The sequence below is a fragment of the Stenotrophomonas sp. C9D9 genome, from assembly GCF_056491205.1.
Genome location: NZ_JBSZIF010000007.1, coordinates 108,864 through 123,484 on the forward strand (window position 1 = coordinate 108,864; position 14,621 = coordinate 123,484).

At 65.4% G+C, this 14,621-nt stretch carries 18 protein-coding genes and 2 tRNA genes; 6 read left to right on the forward strand and 14 right to left on the reverse strand.

What is annotated here, in order from left to right:
* The first annotated feature begins 53 nt into the window (after nt 1–53).
* Both ACXI0D_RS21435 and ACXI0D_RS21440 read left to right on the forward strand, forming a co-directional pair.
* On the forward strand, nt 54–311 hold the full coding sequence (locus tag ACXI0D_RS21435; RefSeq protein ID WP_101765843.1) for a hypothetical protein: 258 nt from the start codon (nt 54–56) through the stop codon (nt 309–311).
* A gap of 76 nt (nt 312–387) precedes the next feature.
* Nucleotides 388–705 carry a hypothetical protein gene (locus tag ACXI0D_RS21440; protein ID WP_197621975.1) on the forward strand — a complete coding sequence of 106 codons (318 nt, stop codon included), beginning with the start codon at nt 388–390 and terminating at the stop codon, nt 703–705.
* A 71-nt stretch (nt 706–776) separates the two neighbouring features.
* On the opposite strand, the gene ACXI0D_RS21445 is transcribed toward ACXI0D_RS21440, so the two are convergent.
* From ACXI0D_RS21445 to ACXI0D_RS21475, 7 genes are all read right to left on the reverse strand, one after another.
* Complete coding sequence (locus ACXI0D_RS21445; RefSeq protein ID WP_119006557.1) at nt 777–1,271, reverse strand: pilin; 495 nt, start codon at nt 1,269–1,271, stop codon at nt 777–779.
* 98 nt (nt 1,272–1,369) lie between these two features.
* Nucleotides 1,370–1,825: a pilin gene (locus tag ACXI0D_RS21450; protein WP_101766430.1), complete on the reverse strand. Its 456-nt coding sequence runs from the start codon at nt 1,823–1,825 to the stop codon at nt 1,370–1,372.
* Between the two features lie 153 nt (nt 1,826–1,978).
* Nucleotides 1,979–2,365 carry a pilin gene (locus ACXI0D_RS21455; RefSeq protein ID WP_479643138.1) on the reverse strand — a complete coding sequence of 129 codons (387 nt, stop codon included), beginning with the start codon at nt 2,363–2,365 and terminating at the stop codon, nt 1,979–1,981.
* Nucleotides 2,366–2,534: 169 nt separating this feature from the next.
* Entirely contained in the window at nt 2,535–2,897 is a 363-nt protein-coding gene (locus tag ACXI0D_RS21460) for a hypothetical protein (protein WP_014037914.1), read from the reverse strand.
* A gap of 63 nt (nt 2,898–2,960) precedes the next feature.
* Nucleotides 2,961–3,332 (reverse strand): roadblock/LC7 domain-containing protein, encoded by a 372-nt coding sequence (locus ACXI0D_RS21465; protein ID WP_101765839.1) that lies wholly within the window; start codon nt 3,330–3,332, stop codon nt 2,961–2,963.
* A complete protein-coding gene (locus tag ACXI0D_RS21470) occupies nt 3,325–3,876 on the reverse strand; it encodes a GTP-binding protein (RefSeq protein WP_101765838.1) in 552 nt (183 codons plus the stop codon). Before ACXI0D_RS21470 ends, ACXI0D_RS21465 begins: the two co-directional genes overlap by 8 nt.
* Nucleotides 3,873–4,580 (reverse strand): hypothetical protein, encoded by a 708-nt coding sequence (locus ACXI0D_RS21475; protein WP_101765837.1) that lies wholly within the window; start codon nt 4,578–4,580, stop codon nt 3,873–3,875. Before ACXI0D_RS21475 ends, ACXI0D_RS21470 begins: the two co-directional genes overlap by 4 nt.
* Before the next feature lie 250 nt (nt 4,581–4,830).
* Here ACXI0D_RS21475 and ACXI0D_RS21480 point away from each other — a divergent pair, with 250 nt between their 5' ends.
* The 3 genes from ACXI0D_RS21480 to ACXI0D_RS21490 all read left to right on the forward strand — a co-directional run bounded on the left by ACXI0D_RS21480 (nt 4,831) and on the right by ACXI0D_RS21490 (nt 6,566).
* A complete protein-coding gene (locus tag ACXI0D_RS21480) occupies nt 4,831–5,502 on the forward strand; it encodes a response regulator (RefSeq protein ID WP_479643139.1) in 672 nt (223 codons plus the stop codon).
* 127 nt (nt 5,503–5,629) lie between these two features.
* Nucleotides 5,630–6,187, forward strand: coding sequence for a DUF3011 domain-containing protein (locus tag ACXI0D_RS21485; protein WP_119006554.1), 558 nt, complete (start codon nt 5,630–5,632; stop codon nt 6,185–6,187).
* A gap of 175 nt (nt 6,188–6,362) precedes the next feature.
* Complete coding sequence (locus ACXI0D_RS21490) at nt 6,363–6,566, forward strand: hypothetical protein (RefSeq protein WP_005417823.1); 204 nt, start codon at nt 6,363–6,365, stop codon at nt 6,564–6,566.
* Between the two features lie 139 nt (nt 6,567–6,705).
* On the opposite strand, the gene dxs is transcribed toward ACXI0D_RS21490, so the two are convergent.
* The 7 genes from dxs to ACXI0D_RS21525 all read right to left on the reverse strand — a co-directional run bounded on the left by dxs (nt 6,706) and on the right by ACXI0D_RS21525 (nt 13,262).
* Nucleotides 6,706–8,613, reverse strand: a complete 1,908-nt coding sequence (gene dxs / locus ACXI0D_RS21495; RefSeq protein ID WP_101766429.1) for a 1-deoxy-D-xylulose-5-phosphate synthase — start codon at nt 8,611–8,613, stop codon at nt 6,706–6,708.
* Between the two features lie 105 nt (nt 8,614–8,718).
* Entirely contained in the window at nt 8,719–9,384 is a 666-nt protein-coding gene (locus tag ACXI0D_RS21500) for an HNH endonuclease (protein WP_032956174.1), read from the reverse strand.
* Nucleotides 9,385–9,848: 464 nt separating this feature from the next.
* Nucleotides 9,849–11,639: an acyl-CoA dehydrogenase C-terminal domain-containing protein gene (locus ACXI0D_RS21505; RefSeq protein ID WP_099551910.1), complete on the reverse strand. Its 1,791-nt coding sequence runs from the start codon at nt 11,637–11,639 to the stop codon at nt 9,849–9,851.
* 65 nt (nt 11,640–11,704) lie between these two features.
* Nucleotides 11,705–12,181, reverse strand: coding sequence for an LEA/WHy family protein (locus tag ACXI0D_RS21510; protein WP_119006553.1), 477 nt, complete (start codon nt 12,179–12,181; stop codon nt 11,705–11,707).
* 164 nt (nt 12,182–12,345) lie between these two features.
* Nucleotides 12,346–12,897: a lipocalin family protein gene (locus ACXI0D_RS21515; protein WP_101765834.1), complete on the reverse strand. Its 552-nt coding sequence runs from the start codon at nt 12,895–12,897 to the stop codon at nt 12,346–12,348.
* Between the two features lie 141 nt (nt 12,898–13,038).
* Nucleotides 13,039–13,114 (reverse strand) — tRNA-Phe (locus ACXI0D_RS21520).
* 72 nt (nt 13,115–13,186) lie between these two features.
* Nucleotides 13,187–13,262, reverse strand: a tRNA-Phe gene (locus ACXI0D_RS21525).
* A gap of 333 nt (nt 13,263–13,595) precedes the next feature.
* Here ACXI0D_RS21525 and ACXI0D_RS21530 point away from each other — a divergent pair.
* Nucleotides 13,596–14,621 (forward strand): NADP-dependent oxidoreductase, encoded by a 1,026-nt coding sequence (locus ACXI0D_RS21530; protein WP_119006552.1) that lies wholly within the window; start codon nt 13,596–13,598, stop codon nt 14,619–14,621.

The following is a 14,621-nucleotide window of genomic DNA, read 5'->3' on the forward strand; positions in this document are numbered from 1 at the left end:
CGTCATCAGCAGAAGGGCAAGCGCCCTGCGCCTTTTCCCACAAGGAGCCTCCCATGGTCATTACCGTCAAGTGCAGTGCCGCGCAGTGGTCCCTGTTGGACCCCGCTGCGGGCCTGGCCGAAGCATTCAACACCGGCGCCGCAGCGTTCGACGCCGCGGTTGGCCGGGCCAGCGCCCACCATCGCCGGACCGGCCAGCGCAGCACGGTGCGCGTGGAGGCGCTGGGCAGCAGCGTGGATGCCGTGCACTTCGAGGCGTTGGCGATTGCCTCCGGGCCGGCTATCGGGCTGAATCCTGCGCCGGTGGCGTAACGCCAGATGATCCCTCGCGCACTGCCTGGCTTACGAAATGGCTCAGCCACGATGGATTGACCGTCTTGGCATAGACATGACCGATCTGCGCCGGCAGGGCGCGATCCTGCAATACGCGCAAGGGTTGTTGGGCCAGGACGAGGATGAGCAGATCCCTGCGCAGGCAGCAGATGCGGCGCAGCAGTGGCATGCCGTCGACCTGGCCCACAGTCGGCATGCAGGGATCGATGATCAGTGCCTTGCATCGCGGGCTGGCGATCTGGGTCAGGACCTCTGCGGGCGAGCGTGCTTCGCCGAGGGCTTTACCGCCCAGGTAGGGGAGGGCGCTGTGTATCAGTTCGCGTCGGACCCAGGGATTTGCATCGGCGATGACGAGGGTGGGGGCCGGGGCTGACCGGCTTTCGCAGGCGCCGCTGCCTGAATGGAGTGGCGAAGCGTCAACAGCTTGAAGTGTGTGCATGCAGGCTACGGATTGTCGGGGCCACAGCCTTTGGGCAGGAGGTCGTAATAGGGGATGGCAGTCCAGCAGCGCCATTCATGGCTGCCCGAGTCCCTGATCAGCACCAGGTTGTTTCGCCATGTCCCCACGTTGTAGCCAGTGTCGAATCGCAGCAGGCAATCGATCTCGAGGCCGCCATCCGCACGAATACGTGTTGCGATGGTTTCACAGCGCTCACTGCTCTCCGGTAGTCCCAGCTTGCGGTTGTCTGAGCCATAGAGATCACCCCGTTCGGCCAGCCACGCCTCTACTCCCGCCTTCCCGCCGGCCAGTTCGGCCAGGGCCGCCGCCAGCTTGGATCGGGTAGAGAACTTCTTGTATTGCGGGACTGCGATCAGCGAGAGAATCATGATGATGGCCAGGACCACCATGAGTTCGATCAGAGAGAATCCGCGCTGGTGGTGTGCGTGATTCGATCCGCAGCCAGCCTTTGATATTTTCTTTTTCATCGGTTCCTGCATCAGGAAATCAACGTTGAATCGTGGATGGCGCACGCAATGGAAAGGCGCATGCGACTGTGGGCAGGTTGAGCAGTCCGCGCAGTGGCATGCGCCCGTGATCAGGCCTGGCAGCCCTGGGGAAGCAGGCTCTGGTCCGAGATGTCGCTCCTGCAGAGCCAGACGCCCTCCGAGTCGCGATCCAAGGTCAGGTTGCCACTGCCGATTGCAGCGTCGTTCTTGAGCTCGCAGTTGATGCTCGTAGCTCCGTTGGTGACATCGGTCGTTACCGCAATCGCATCGCAGCGGGAACTGGTCTCGGGCAGGCCAATCGATGCAGGCGTTGTGATATCGCTGCCCTCAGCCAATAGGGATTCGACGCCAACTTTCCCGCCGGCGACCTCCGCGAGCGCGCCAGCCAGCTTTGCCTTGGCCGAGAACCGCTGATACTGCGGCAGGGCAATCATCGCGAGAATCCCGATGATCGCCACCACCACCATGAGCTCAACAAGGGAAAAACCCTTCTGCCGGGATGGGCCTGTGCCTGCGCGGGGTGTCGGGCCGGGTACGGTATTCATGATAATCCTCTGTGACATGGCGGTTTCCTGGGTTCGGCCACGAAGCGATCATTCGCGGCGCAGCCATAGAAAATCACGTGTGCAGCAGTGGGTATATTCAAGAACTGGTAAAGTCGAACCTGTTGAGTAACTGCACGATTGTTTTGCAATTAATCAGAAAGTACGCCGTAGCTCCGTGGGGCACGGCGTCGGCACTGCATGCACATCGGCCGTGCTTGCAGTGCATCTCCATTCGCCCGCAGGGGTTCGCCGCCATCGCACGCTGCCCTCCTGGTGTAGATCACAGGTCAGCACTGCGCGGCCGGTATCGGGCAGCGATGCACGCATGCGCGCGCAGTGTGCGGCGCTGGCAGGCAGGCCGAGGTGCGGGTCGGTCACCGTGAGATCACCTTCGGCGTAGCTGTTTTCCACGGCGGCGATGGCGCCGCCCAGCACGTTGGCCGCATCGCGAAGCCGGGTTCGGCTGGCATCGTCATCCAGGCGGGGCGCACACAGCAGTAGTGCGTAGATGGCTGTCAGTCCGGCGACGATGCTGACCAAAGTCCATCGTCGGTAGTGCCGCGGGTGATGTGTCGCCTGGGTGGTTGATCGAGGGCGCATGGACGGCAGCTCCTGCGGTTGAGAAGGGCGCGCGGCGCAACTGCAGGCCGGGGCCGCTCTCCCCAGAGCAGCCCCGGCATTCCGATCCCCTGTCTATCGTTGCCTCGCGTTACAGCGCCAGCGAACTTTCCACGTCCAGTACGATGCGCCGGGCGAGGGCAAGGTTGGCCTTCTGCCGGTCCAGTACCACATAGAAGAACAGGCCCTTCTTGGCCGACACCGGGCGCAGCACGTGGTACGCCCGACCCAGAGTGATCAGCACGTCTTCGATGTTGTCGTTGAGGTTCAGCGCTTCGGCCGTCTTCATCTTGGCGCGCAGCACCTCGGTGTTTCCGGCTGCCGCCAGTTCCATGTCCACGCCCGAGCCGGCGTCACCCAGCAGCATGCCGCTTTCGAAGTCGACCAGGGCGACGGCTTGCGCGCCGTTGATCTGCATGAGCGTGTCCAGGCATTTGTTGATGGCGATATTCATTTCAGTGGTCCGTTGCGGGTGTGAGGGGGTGAAGAGGCGTCTGAGTACTGAGAGGGGCATGTATCAGGTCGGGGTGTTGGCCAATGCGCGCACGCACTGCTTGGCATGCCACAGCACGTTGCCGATGACGCAGCTGTGGTCGCATGCGGTCATCAGCAGGCGCGGTTGATTTCCTGGAATGGCGAGCATCAGTACCTTGCCGTTGGCGGCATCGAGGATGAGTGTGTCGAGTTCGCCGAAGTGCAGTTCGCGACCCAGCGCACTGGCCAGGCCGAGCATCGAGCTGGTCATCGCGGCCAGGCGATCGGCGACATGACTCTTCGGGCCGGCCTGGGCCAGTGCGAAACCATCAGTGCTGGCAACGACGAGCGCCTGGATACCGGTGACATCGTGTACCAGCGCGTCGAGTGCCGAAGTGTGGCCGATGTCATTCATGGGTGGCCGCCATGGCGTTGCATTCGATCTGGCTCATCAGCAGGTCCATCGCAATGACGGCCTGTGCCATGTCGCGTGGGTCCAGCGGCAATGCCGGCAGGTGTGGCGCATGGTCCTGCAACCAGTCCTGCCAGTGCGGCTGTACCGGATCATCGGTGCTGCCGCATCGGGTGAAGCCGATGACCACGGGCAGGCCCGGTGCGCTGTCGGCGATGGCTCTCAGATGCCGCCCGGCCAGCGTGGCGCCCACGCTGGCGCTGCCATCGATCAGGACGATGGCACCTTCTGCACCGGCCAGCAGGATCGGCCAGATGTAGGAGAAGCGTTCCTGCCCCGGCGATCCGTACAGGCGCAGGCGGTCGCCGCCTGGCAGGTCGATGTCGCCATAGTCCATCGCCACGGTGGTGTATTGCTTGCCCACGGTAGGGTCGGTATTGCGGGCTTCCGTCACCACGGCCGTGCCCCGGGTCAGGGTCTGCACGAGGGTGGACTTGCCCGCGCCGAGTGGGCCCATCACTACGATCTTGTGCTCACGCACGGTCATGCACTCCAGCGGATGCGAAGTTGTCGCCACAGATTGACGAGGCCGTCGGCGGGCGAGGAGCGCACGGGTGCGTCCTCGCCCACAACGGGAAAGGCATAGGCGGTGAGGAACGCTGCGTTGAAGAACGACTGCACGATTTGGCGTGGCAGATCGAGGATGTCGCAGCATGCCCGCACGGACGCGCCCTGCTTGATCAGCAGCGCGCACAGTCGGAAGTGGTCGGGACGATGGGCGAGGATGCGGAAGTCTGGCCAACGCCGGAGGCGCAACTTCGTGCCGTCCTGCAGGGGCGGGATCGGCACGCCGCGGCCGTCCGTGACCAGGGCAACGTTCCATAGCGTCAAGCGCAGCGGAACATTGCTGCACACCGTTGCACGCTGCACGAAGACCTCCTGTGTCACCGGTACCAGGCTCAGCCGAGGGTCTGCGTCGCCCAGTAGTCTCTGCAGCAGTGTCAGCGTGATCGGCGCGGGTGCGGTGGTCATCATCCGGTCGTTCCTGGCGTCCAGCCAGCACACGGTGGCCCCGTCATGAATGATCGCGGCATGGGCCGAACGCCGTGGCAGCGCGCCATCGCTTGCCAGGTGCAGGCGCAACTGCTGTACGAACGGCAATGCGGCAGTTGGCAATGCGGCCGGCGCCAGTGGCTCTGCTTCAAAGGGCTCTTGCAGATCCTCAAACGGTTGACGACGGAAACGGACCATGGGATGTCCAGGGCAGCGAGTGATCGGAGGTGACTTTGTAAGCGGTCCTCCTGGCTTTCTGGAATGAAACTATTGGGAAAGCTGCAGTGCCATTCGTGTTTTTGATGCTCTCTGCAACAAATGGAATTGGCCGGATGTTTATGCTTCGATGAAATCAATTGCAGCGAGCGATTATTAAGTTGACGTAACCTGGAATGATTACTAGCGTCTCCACTGCGCACTGCGGCGTGACTATTGACGGGTAATCAGCATGCTCACTCGAATTGCCATCGCGGATGATCATCCACTGGTCCTGCTTGGCACGCGCATCGTGATCGAGGCCGGTGGGCACCATCGCGTGGTGGCGGAGGCGCGATGTGCAGAAAGACTGCTGGCCATCCTGGCCGAAGAGCCGGTGAATCTGGTGGTGACTGATTTTTCGATGCCGGATGTCGGCCGCTCGGACGGCCAGGCGATGCTGCAGGCGTTGAGTCGCAATTACCCCAAGGTGCCGGTGATCCTGGTCACGATGGTCACCAATGCCACCACCTTGAACATGGCCATGCGTACCGGTGTGCGCGGACTGGTGTGGAAGTGCAGTTGCGTGGATGGCACCCGCAAGGCGGTCGATACCGTGTTGAGCGGGGGGATCTACCTGGACCCCCAGTTGGCGCACTGCCTGCAGGAGGGTGGGCGCGAGCGATCGCTTTCGGTGTTGTCGCCCAAGGAGCTGGAAGTTCTGCGGCTGTATGTGTCGGGGCCTTCGATCACAGAGATCGCCGGGCAGCTGCGGCGCACCGTCAGTACCATCAGCCGGCAACGCATTTCGGCGATGAGGAAACTGGGCATCAGCAATGATGCCGAGCTGTTCGCCTATGCGTTCGAGGAACGCCTGGGCAATGCCGGTGGCATGGCCAGTGGGGCAGCAAACGGGAGCCCATGAGCTCACAGCGGTCCAGTCAGGTCCGGTTGCGTTGTTTGAATGGGGAAAAACTGCCGTTGCGCCCCCCTCTGTGCGGCGGGCCGTGAATCCCGGATGCTTGCGCCATCGTATTCATCTGGAGATCTCGATGGGCAAGGCACTCACCTGGCGCACCCTGGCCTGCACCCTGTTGCCGATGCTGGCGGCTGCCGGTGGCGCCCAGGCGCAGAGCTATGGCTACGGCTATGACGACGACCGCTATGGCGGCCGCGATGGCAGTGGCATCGTGCGCTGCGAGTCGTTCAAGAACCGCAGCAATGAGTGCCGCCTGGACGGCCGCGCGCGGTTGATCCGCCAGCTGTCCGGTTCGCCCTGTGTGGAAGGCGAAACCTGGGGCCAGTCGCGCAATGGCGTCTGGGTCACACAGGGGTGCCGTGCCGAATTCGTGGGTGAGTACCGCCGCGGTGGCGGCTGGGGCGGCAATGGCGGTGGCTGGGGTAATGGCAATGGGTGGGGCGGCGGCGATGTCGTCACCTGCCACTCCAATGGTCATCGCCAGGAGTACTGCGATGCCCGCATCCGCCGGGGTGTACGCCTGATCCGCCAGGACTCGCGCAGCGCCTGTATCGAAGGCCAGAGCTGGGGCTGGGATCGCCGTGGCATCTGGGTCAGCGATGGCTGCCGGGCGCAGTTCCAGGTGAACTGAGCATTCCGCGCTCTGTCCCGTGAAAATCAGAATAATCTGATACAGCTCACATTTTGAACGCCGTATTGTCTGCGATCAGGGCACGTTGCGTGCCCTGAATCCCAGCGATGCCGTGTGCCGTAGCCGGCATGGGCATCGCGCCGCCATCGATACGCTGCCTCAAGGAGTGAGCTGCATGTTGATCCGCCTGCAATGCGAACAGCGCCAGTGGCGCGTGCTGCATCCGGACCGGCCGGAGCCGATCGAGTTCCGCGATGGCGCCCGTGCCTATGACTTCGCCGAGACCCTGGCCCGCCTGCACTTTGTCGACACCGGTCAGCGTGCGGCCGTGCGCGTGGAAGCCAGCGGCGCATTCGTCGAAGCGGTCAGTTACGGCTGAAGGCGGGTGCCTGCCGAGGCAGGCCTGCGGAGTTCCGCCATCCACGCATGGCGTGGATCTACGCGTTTCGAGCCTGAAGGGTGCGGACTCTGTCCGCGCCCATTGCGCCCTGTGTGAATCTACCGGGTGGCGATCGGCCTCAGCCTGCCGCGCTGAGCGGCGGGATACCTGCGGCCAGCTGCGGCCAGCGCTTGAGCACAGCAGCGCGGATGCCGGCCGCGTCGATGCCGGCTTCGGCCAGCAGGTCCTCGCGGCTGGCGTGGTGCTGATAGCTGTCGGGCAGGCCCAGGTGCAGGATCGGACGCAGCACGCCTTCGGCATTGAGCAGTTCACCGACGCCGGAACCGGCGCCACCGGCCACCACGTTGTCTTCGATCGTGACCAAGCCCTCGTGCTGGGCGGCCATGGCCAGCACCAGCTCGCGATCCAGTGGCTTGATGAAGCGCATGTTGACCACGCTCAGGCCCAGTTCGCGGCCGACCTGCTCAGCGGCGGCCACGGTGCTGCCGAAGGCGAGCAGGGCGATGCGGCTGCCCTGCAGGCGCAGCTCGCCCTTTCCGATCGGCAGGGTCGACAGGTCGGTACCGGCCGCAACGCCGGTGCCGGTGCCACGCGGGTAGCGTACGGCGGCCGGGCCCGGGTGCTGCAGGCCGGTGCTGAGCATCTGCCGGCACTCGGCTTCATTGGACGGTGCCATCACCACCAGGTTCGGCACGCAGCGCAGGAAGCTCAGGTCGAGGTTGCCGGCGTGGGTTGCGCCGTCCGGGCCGACCACGCCGGCGCGATCGATCGCAAACAGCACGTCCAGGTCCTGGATCGCCACGTCGTGCACCAGCTGGTCGTACGCGCGCTGCAGGAAGGTGGAATAGATCGCCACCACCGGCTTGCCACCCTGGGTGGCCATGCCGGCGGCGAGGGTGACCGCGTGCTGCTCGGCGATCGCCACGTCGAAGTAGCGCTGCGGGTATTCCTTGCTGAAGCGCACCAGGCCTGAGCCTTCGCGCATTGCCGGGGTGATGCCGTACAGGCGCGGCTCGGCGGCGGCGGCATCACACAGCCAGTCGCTGAATACATCGGTATAGGTCGGCTTCTTGGCCCCGGCTTTGGCCACCAGGCCCTTGTCCGGATCGAACGGGCCCACGGCGTGGTAACCGATCTGGTCGCCTTCGGCCGGCTCGTAGCCCTTGCCCTTGGTGGTCATCACATGCAGCAGCTTCGGGCCCTTGGAGGCGCGCAGCGTCTTCAGCGTGGACAGCAGGGCAGGCATGTCGTGGCCGTCGATCGGGCCGGTGTAGTGGAAGCCCATTTCCTCGAACATCGTGGAGGGCACGAACATGCCCTTCCAGTGTTCTTCCCAGCGCTTCACGAAGCGCGCCGGGTTGTTCTTCTTGTCACCGAGGATCTTCTTGCCGCCTTCGCGCAGTGCGTTGAGCGTGCGGCTGCCGGTGGCGCGTCCCAGCATCTTGGTCAGGCCGCCCACGGCCTCGGAGATCGACATGTTGTTGTCGTTGAGGATCACCAGCAGGTTCGGTTCCGGCTCCATGCCGCCGGCATGCATCAGCGCTTCGAACGCCATGCCGGCGGTCATCGCGCCGTCGCCGATCACCGCCACGACCTTGCGGTCGTCGCCTTCGGACTGGCGGGCGATGGCCATGCCGAGTGCGGCCGAGATCGAGGTCGAGGAGTGGCCGACGCCGAAGGTGTCGTACTCACTTTCCTCGCGCTTCGGGAACGGCGCGACGCCGTCCTTCTGCTTGACGGTGTGGATCTCGTCGCGGCGGCCGGTGAGGATCTTGTGCGGGTAGGTCTGATGGCCGACGTCCCAGACCAGCTGGTCGTGCGGCGTCTGGTACAGGTAGTGAAGGGCCACGGTGAGCTCGATCACGCCCAGGCCGGCGGCGAAGTGGCCGCCGCTCTTGCCCACCGATTCGATGAGGTAGGCGCGCAGTTCGTCAGCAACCGCCCTCAATTCGGATTCGTCGAACGTGCGCAGGTCATCCGGCGTCTGGATGCGCGCGAGGCGGGGATAGCGGGCAGAGTCGATCATCATGTTCGCACTTTTTCTGAACGCCCATTTTCGCCCTCAAACGGGGGTGGGGCAAGCAAACGCCGCCGCCCGTGACAGGACGGTGAGGGTTGCATTTTCGGGCGTTCAGGTGCTCAGTTTCGACCGCTTGGGCAATTGCGCCTTCAGGAAGGCCATCTGGTCGGCCAGGATGTTGCGGTTGGACAGGATCAGGTGCTCGATCCAGCTGGGCCGGTAGGGCACCGCCAGCAGGGGCATGCCGGCCTGCTGCGGGGTACGGTCGCTCTTGCGCGAATTGCAGTGGAAGCAGGCGGTGACCACGTTTTCCCAGCAGTCCAGGCCGCCCTTGGACAGCGGCATGACGTGGTCGCGGGTGAGCGTGGGGCGGCTGAACTGCTGGCCGCAGTACATGCACAGATGGGCGTCGCGGGCGAACAGGGCCTGGTTGGTCAGGTTCGGCGTCGGGTCGATTGCGCGCGAGCGAGCGTGGCCGCGGGCGGCGATGATCGGGTGCAGGTCCATGCCGCTCTGCAGTCCGCTGAAGCGGTTGGTGCCGCCATGGATGTGCAGGCAGGGGTCGCCGAGCGTCCAGGCCACCGCTTCGCGTGCGTAGAGGCACGCCGCATCCTGCCAGGTGATCCAGTCCAGTACGCGTCCGTGGGCATCAAGCGAGAGCAGCCGGACCGAACCGGGGCGATGCAGCGTCGTGGCGTTGGGCGATGCTTCGGCGCCCGGAGCAGAAAACGGAGCTCCGGCTTCGATCAGACCCAAGCGTGTAGTGTCTGTCTCCATCGGGAGAACAGCTTATACCTGAATGTTGACGATTTGTGTATCGCCTGTCGGCGATACGCAAATCGCAACGATTCAGGTCCGCGCATTCGGCATCCCAGCCCGCCGTCGGCGGGTTGGGATGCCCACGCATCCCTCCTAGCCCCCGCGCCGTTGGCGCGCCCCCCTTAACAAAGGGGGGCTCTTCTCCAGAGAGATCCCGGTGGTTTCCATCCACGCGTGGCGTGGATCTGCCGTGTCGACCAAGGTCGACACCTGCCATCAGCCGAGTGAACCTGTCAGAGGCCCGGGCGGTGTGGGGTGGCAGGACCGTTGGCGCCATGGATGGCGCCATCGAGCCCCCATGGATGGGTTTACGGCGTGTCCTGCCAGCCCACGCCGCCCAGCCATTCATCGGGATGCAGCTGTTGCTGTTGCGGTTGCCGGCCAGCGGCCGGCACTACCGCGGGTGCCGGGCGCAGCCCGGCTCAGGCGCCGAAGCGCTCGTCGTCCATGGCCATCAGCGGGGCGGCGCCGGCCTGGATCGCGGCGGCGTGGCTGAGTGTGCGAGGCAGCACGCGGGCGAAGTAGAAGCGAGCGGTTTCGCGCTTGCCCTGGGCGAAGGCGGCGCCGTGCGCGCTGGCGTCGGCGGCGGCGACGCTGCGGGCCCACCAGTAGGCCAGTACCACGTAACCCGAATAGAACAGGTAGTCGTAGCTGGCCGCACCCAGTTCGTCGGGGTTGGCGGCCGCGCGCTGCAGCACGTCCAGGGTCAGCTTGCCCCATTCGGCGGCCTTGGCGCGCAGCGGGCCGATGAACTCGGCCAGCGCTTCGTTGCCCTCGTGTTCCTTGGCGAAGGCTTCGATCTCGGCCAGCATCAGCTTCAGGCCGGCGCCCTGGCTGGACGCGGTCTTGCGGCCGATCAGGTCCAGCGCCTGGATGCCGGTGGTGCCTTCATACAGCGTGGTGATGCGTGCATCGCGGGCCAGCTGCTCCATGCCGTGTTCGCGGATGTAGCCGTGGCCACCGAAGCACTGCAGGGCGTTGTAGGTGTTCTCGATGCCCCATTCGGTCTGGCAGGCCTTGGAGATCGGGGTCAGGAAGCTCACCAGGGTGTCGGCGCGCTCGCGCTCGGCGGCATCCTCGGCGTGGTGGGCGACGTCGATCAGGGTGGCGGCGTGCAGCGCCAGCAGGCGGCTGCCTTCGACCAGCGACTTCACCGTCAGCAGCATGCGCCGCACATCCGGGTGGACCAGGATCGGGTCGGCCGGCTTGTCCGGGAACTTGGCGCCGCTCAGGGCGCGCGACTGCAGGCGCTCACGGCTGTACTTCAATGCGTTCTGGTAGGCGCGCTCGGACAGGCCGATGCCCTGCAGGCCGACGCCCAGGCGCGCGGTGTTCATCATGGTGAACATCGCCTGCAGGCCCTTGTGCGGCTGGCCGACGAGGTAGCCCTGCGCACCATCGAAGTTCATCACGCAGGTGACCGACCCCTTGATGCCCATCTTGTGCTCGATCGAGCCACAGCGCAGTGCGTTGCGCTCACCGACGTTGCCCTCGCGGTCGACCTTGAACTTCGGGGTGACGAACAGCGAGATGCCCTTGGCGCCCGGAGGGGCGTCGGGCAGCTTGGCCAGCACCAGGTGCACGATGTTGCCGGTCAGGTCATGCTCGCCGGCAGTGATGAAGATCTTGGTGCCGGTGATCGAATAGCTGCCATCGGCGTTCGGCTCGGCCTTGGTCTTGAGCAGGCCCAGGTCGGTGCCGCAGTGCGGTTCGGTCAGGCACATGGTGCCGGTCCAGCGGCCTTCGATCAGCGGCTTGAGGAAGGCCTCGTGCTGCCAGGCCTCGCCGTGCTGCTTCAGCGCTTCGATGGCGCCATGCGAGAGCAGCGGGAAGTTGCCCCACGCCAGGTTGGCGGCGTTGATCATTTCGTTGAGCGGCACGCCCAGGGTGTGCGGCAGGCCCTGGCCGCCCAGCTCCGGCGAGGCGGTCAGGCCGGTCCAGCCGCCATCGACGAACTGGTCGTAGGCCTGCTTGAAGCCGGGCGGGGTGGTCACTTCACCGGTGGCCTGGTCGAGCACGCAGCCGATCTCGTCGCCGACGCTGTTGAGCGGGGCCAGCACGGTGGCGCTGAAGCGGCCGGCTTCTTCCAGCACGGCATCGACCACGTCGGCGGTGGCGTCGGTGAAGCCCAGGCGGGCGAACAGGGGTTCGACCTTGAGCACGTCGTGCAGGGCGAAACGGAGGTCGGAAAGCGGGGCGGTGTAGCTGCTCATCGGTACGTCTCGATTTGATCAGGGCAGGGGGAGAGCGGCGCCGGGCGCCGCGACGAAAGGCGGGTTCAGCGCAGCACGCCGGGCAGGCCGGGGGCCTGGTTGAGGGTGCTGCGGCTGCTGATGTCGAAGCTGCGCTGCTTCTTTTCCTGCGGTGTGGCCGCCACCGTTCCCTTCAGGCCATAGGCCAGGGTGCGGTTGCTGGCCAGCGCGTCGGCCACCACCAGGCGCGCGGCCGAGCTGGGCACGAGTTCGACATTGATGACGTCGGCGGAGGTGCCGCCGATGGAGATGCCGGGCTTGACCTGCAGGGTGCCAGCGTCGTTGTCGCCGACGGTCAGCGCCAGCGCGACGTCATCGAAGGTCATCGGCATCGAGCTGAAGTTCTGCAGGCGCAGGGCCACGGTCCAGTTGCCGTCGGCACGCACGGTCAGCTGCTGCAGGCTGGCTGCCGGTTCCGAAACACGCTTGACGATGCCGTTGTTGCAGGCAACAAGGGCGAGGGTGCACAGGACGATCAAGGCGGTACGGAAACGGTGGAGCATGGGCGCAAGTCCTCTGGAGGGGGTGCGTTGGGGTAAGCATACTACGGCGTATGGTTTTGTGGATCGCCTGTGGCGACCCGTCGCAGAGGGTAGCGCGTGAAGATGGCGGCCGGGCGTGCGCAACGCTGGATCGGGCGCGCGGAATGCGCCCGATGCGGGGCGGTTCAGTCGGCGGGCGTATCGCGCAACGGTGCCATCAGCCGCAGCGGGCCGAGGTCGTAGCCCATGGCCTCGGCCTTGGCTTTCAACTGTTCGAACCGGGCGCGATCCATTTCCGGCAGCCGCGAGAGGATCCACAGGTACTTGCGGTCCGGTTCACCAACCAGCGCCCACTGATAGTCCGGGTCCAGCGCCAGCACCCAGTAGTCGGCCCAGACCAGGGGGACCCAGCTCAGCCAGTCGGGCACGAAGCGCACCTGCAGTTGGCCGGGGTGTCCGGCCACCAGGCGTGCCACGCCTTCGGCGACCACGCGTTCGCCCTCGCCATTGCGGCAGGCATTGGTGACGCTGATGCGGCCGTCGCGGCGCAGCCCGTAGTTGGCAGTGATCTCGCCCACGCACTGCTTCTGGAACGACACCGGCAGGTGCGCGATTTCGTGCCATTGGCCTGCGTAGCGGTCGATGTCCAGCGTTTCGACCGCGCGCACCGGTTCGGCGGCGATCACCGGGAAGGCGGCCAGCAGCAGGCAGGCGAGCAGGGCGGGGCGCAGAGGCATCGGCAGGCTCCAGGCAGGAGTCTGGAGCGTAGGTGCCGCCGCGCATGCCGGTGTAAATGTTTCGTCAACCGGGCGGCGGTGGCCGCCGCTTGCGCGAAGCGCGAACAAAAAAAGACCTGCATTTCTGCAGGTCTCTGAAGATGGTGGCCGAAGACGGAATCGAACCGCCGACACGGGGATTTTCAATCCCCTGCTCTACCAACTGAGCTACTCGGCCAAATTGTGTGGCGACCGCGGTGAATGCGGTTTCCGGAAAAAAAAGACCCGCATTTCTGCAGGCCTTCGAAAGTGGTGGCCGAAGACGGAATCGAACCGCCGACACGGGGATTTTCAATCCCCTGCTCTACCAACTGAGCTACTCGGCCACATGTTTCGTTGCAGCGAGGTCGCTGCCAAGGACGCGTATATTACGGAGGTCGGCTGCCTTCGGCAAGCGTTTTGCCAAGATTTCTTCACATTGCCGTCTGCGCGCTCGCAAGTGCTTGATCCTCCGTCGTGGGCGGGGCGTGACCAGTCGATCATCGTCTGCGGTGGAAATCAGCAGGTCGCCGCGATCGCCAAAGCTGCAAGGGCAAGGGCTGCGCTGGACCCGCGCCGGTCCGGGCAATGGAACGCTGTTTTCGTGGCCGCCATCGAGGATGGCTGCGGCGTAGTGTCGGCAGTCCTTTCCCGACGCTGGCAACAGCAGAGACCCGACCATGTCCGATTCCTCTACCACCTCCCGCATCGTGCTGGCGTCGCGTCCGCAGGGGGCGCCGAGTGCGGCCAACTTCCGCCTGGAAAAGGTTGCGTTGCCGGCATTGGCGGATGGCGAAGTGCTGCTGCGCAACCGCTACCTGTCGTTGGACCCGTACATGCGTGGACGCATGGACGAGGGCCCGTCGTACGCTGCCCCGGTGGCGGTGGGCGCGGTGATGGAAGGGCAGACCGTGGCCGAGGTGCTGCAATCCAAGGCCGAGGGCGTAACCGCAGGTGAGCTGGTGCTGGCGCCGGGTGGCTGGCAGACCCACGCGGTGCTGCCGGCCAGGGCGCTGGGGCGTCGTCTGGATCCGGCCGGACTGCCGCTGAGTACGGCGCTGGGTGTGTATGGCATGCCGGGTTTCACCGCCTATTCCAGCCTGCATGAAATCGCACGCCTGAAGCCGGGCGAGACGCTGGTGGTGGCTGCCGCGACCGGGCCGGTGGGCGCGACCGTGGCGCAGCTGGCCAAGCTGCAGGGCGCGCGCGTGGTCGCCATCGCCGGTGGCGAGACCAAGCGCGCCTATCTGCAGACGCTGGGCGTGGACGTGGCGCTGGACCATCGCGCGGCTGATTTTGCCGCCCAGCTGCGCGCGGCGGTGCCCACGGGTATCGACGTGTATTTCGAGAACGTGGGCGGGCACGTGCTGGATGCAGTGCTGCCGCTGCTCAACGACTTCGCCCGCATTCCGGTGTGCGGCACCATCGCCACCTACAACGAGCGGGGCGTCGAGCAGCCCGGCCCGGACCGCTTACCCGCACTGTTCAGCCAGATCCTGCGCCAGCGCCTGACCGTGCGTGGTTTCATCGTGCACGACTTCAACCACCTGTGGCCGGACTTCGAACGCGAGATGCCGCAGTGGCTGCGCGAAGGCCGCATCCAGTACCGCGAGGATGTGGTGGAAGGGCTGGAGAAGGCGCCGGAGGCGTTCTTCGGGCTGCTGAAGGGGCACAACTTCGGCAAGCTGGTGGTGAAGCTGGATTGA

Excerpts from the sequence above, each read along its gene's own strand:
- ACXI0D_RS21465 (WP_101765839.1), bottom strand. The coding sequence starts at position 3,332 with ATGAATGACATCGGCCACACTTCGGCACTCGACGCGCTGGTACACGAT.
- ACXI0D_RS21500 (WP_032956174.1), bottom strand. The coding sequence starts at position 9,384 with ATGGAGACAGACACTACACGCTTGGGTCTGATCGAAGCCGGAGCTCCG.
- dxs (WP_101766429.1), bottom strand. The coding sequence starts at position 8,613 with ATGATCGACTCTGCCCGCTATCCCCGCCTCGCGCGCATCCAGACGCCG.
- ACXI0D_RS21460 (WP_014037914.1), bottom strand. The coding sequence starts at position 2,897 with ATGAATATCGCCATCAACAAATGCCTGGACACGCTCATGCAGATCAAC.
- ACXI0D_RS21475 (WP_101765837.1), bottom strand. The coding sequence starts at position 4,580 with ATGGTCCGTTTCCGTCGTCAACCGTTTGAGGATCTGCAAGAGCCCTTT.
- ACXI0D_RS21490 (WP_005417823.1), top strand. The coding sequence starts at position 6,363 with ATGTTGATCCGCCTGCAATGCGAACAGCGCCAGTGGCGCGTGCTGCAT.
- ACXI0D_RS21505 (WP_099551910.1), bottom strand. The coding sequence starts at position 11,639 with ATGAGCAGCTACACCGCCCCGCTTTCCGACCTCCGTTTCGCCCTGCAC.
- ACXI0D_RS21485 (WP_119006554.1), top strand. The coding sequence starts at position 5,630 with ATGGGCAAGGCACTCACCTGGCGCACCCTGGCCTGCACCCTGTTGCCG.
- ACXI0D_RS21435 (WP_101765843.1), top strand. The coding sequence starts at position 54 with ATGGTCATTACCGTCAAGTGCAGTGCCGCGCAGTGGTCCCTGTTGGAC.
- ACXI0D_RS21470 (WP_101765838.1), bottom strand. The coding sequence starts at position 3,876 with ATGACCGTGCGTGAGCACAAGATCGTAGTGATGGGCCCACTCGGCGCG.
- ACXI0D_RS21515 (WP_101765834.1), bottom strand. The coding sequence starts at position 12,897 with ATGCCTCTGCGCCCCGCCCTGCTCGCCTGCCTGCTGCTGGCCGCCTTC.
- ACXI0D_RS21510 (WP_119006553.1), bottom strand. The coding sequence starts at position 12,181 with ATGCTCCACCGTTTCCGTACCGCCTTGATCGTCCTGTGCACCCTCGCC.
- ACXI0D_RS21480 (WP_479643139.1), top strand. The coding sequence starts at position 4,831 with ATGCTCACTCGAATTGCCATCGCGGATGATCATCCACTGGTCCTGCTT.
- ACXI0D_RS21440 (WP_197621975.1), top strand. The coding sequence starts at position 388 with ATGACCGATCTGCGCCGGCAGGGCGCGATCCTGCAATACGCGCAAGGG.
- ACXI0D_RS21530 (WP_119006552.1), top strand. The coding sequence starts at position 13,596 with ATGTCCGATTCCTCTACCACCTCCCGCATCGTGCTGGCGTCGCGTCCG.
- ACXI0D_RS21445 (WP_119006557.1), bottom strand. The coding sequence starts at position 1,271 with ATGCAGGAACCGATGAAAAAGAAAATATCAAAGGCTGGCTGCGGATCG.
- ACXI0D_RS21450 (WP_101766430.1), bottom strand. The coding sequence starts at position 1,825 with ATGAATACCGTACCCGGCCCGACACCCCGCGCAGGCACAGGCCCATCC.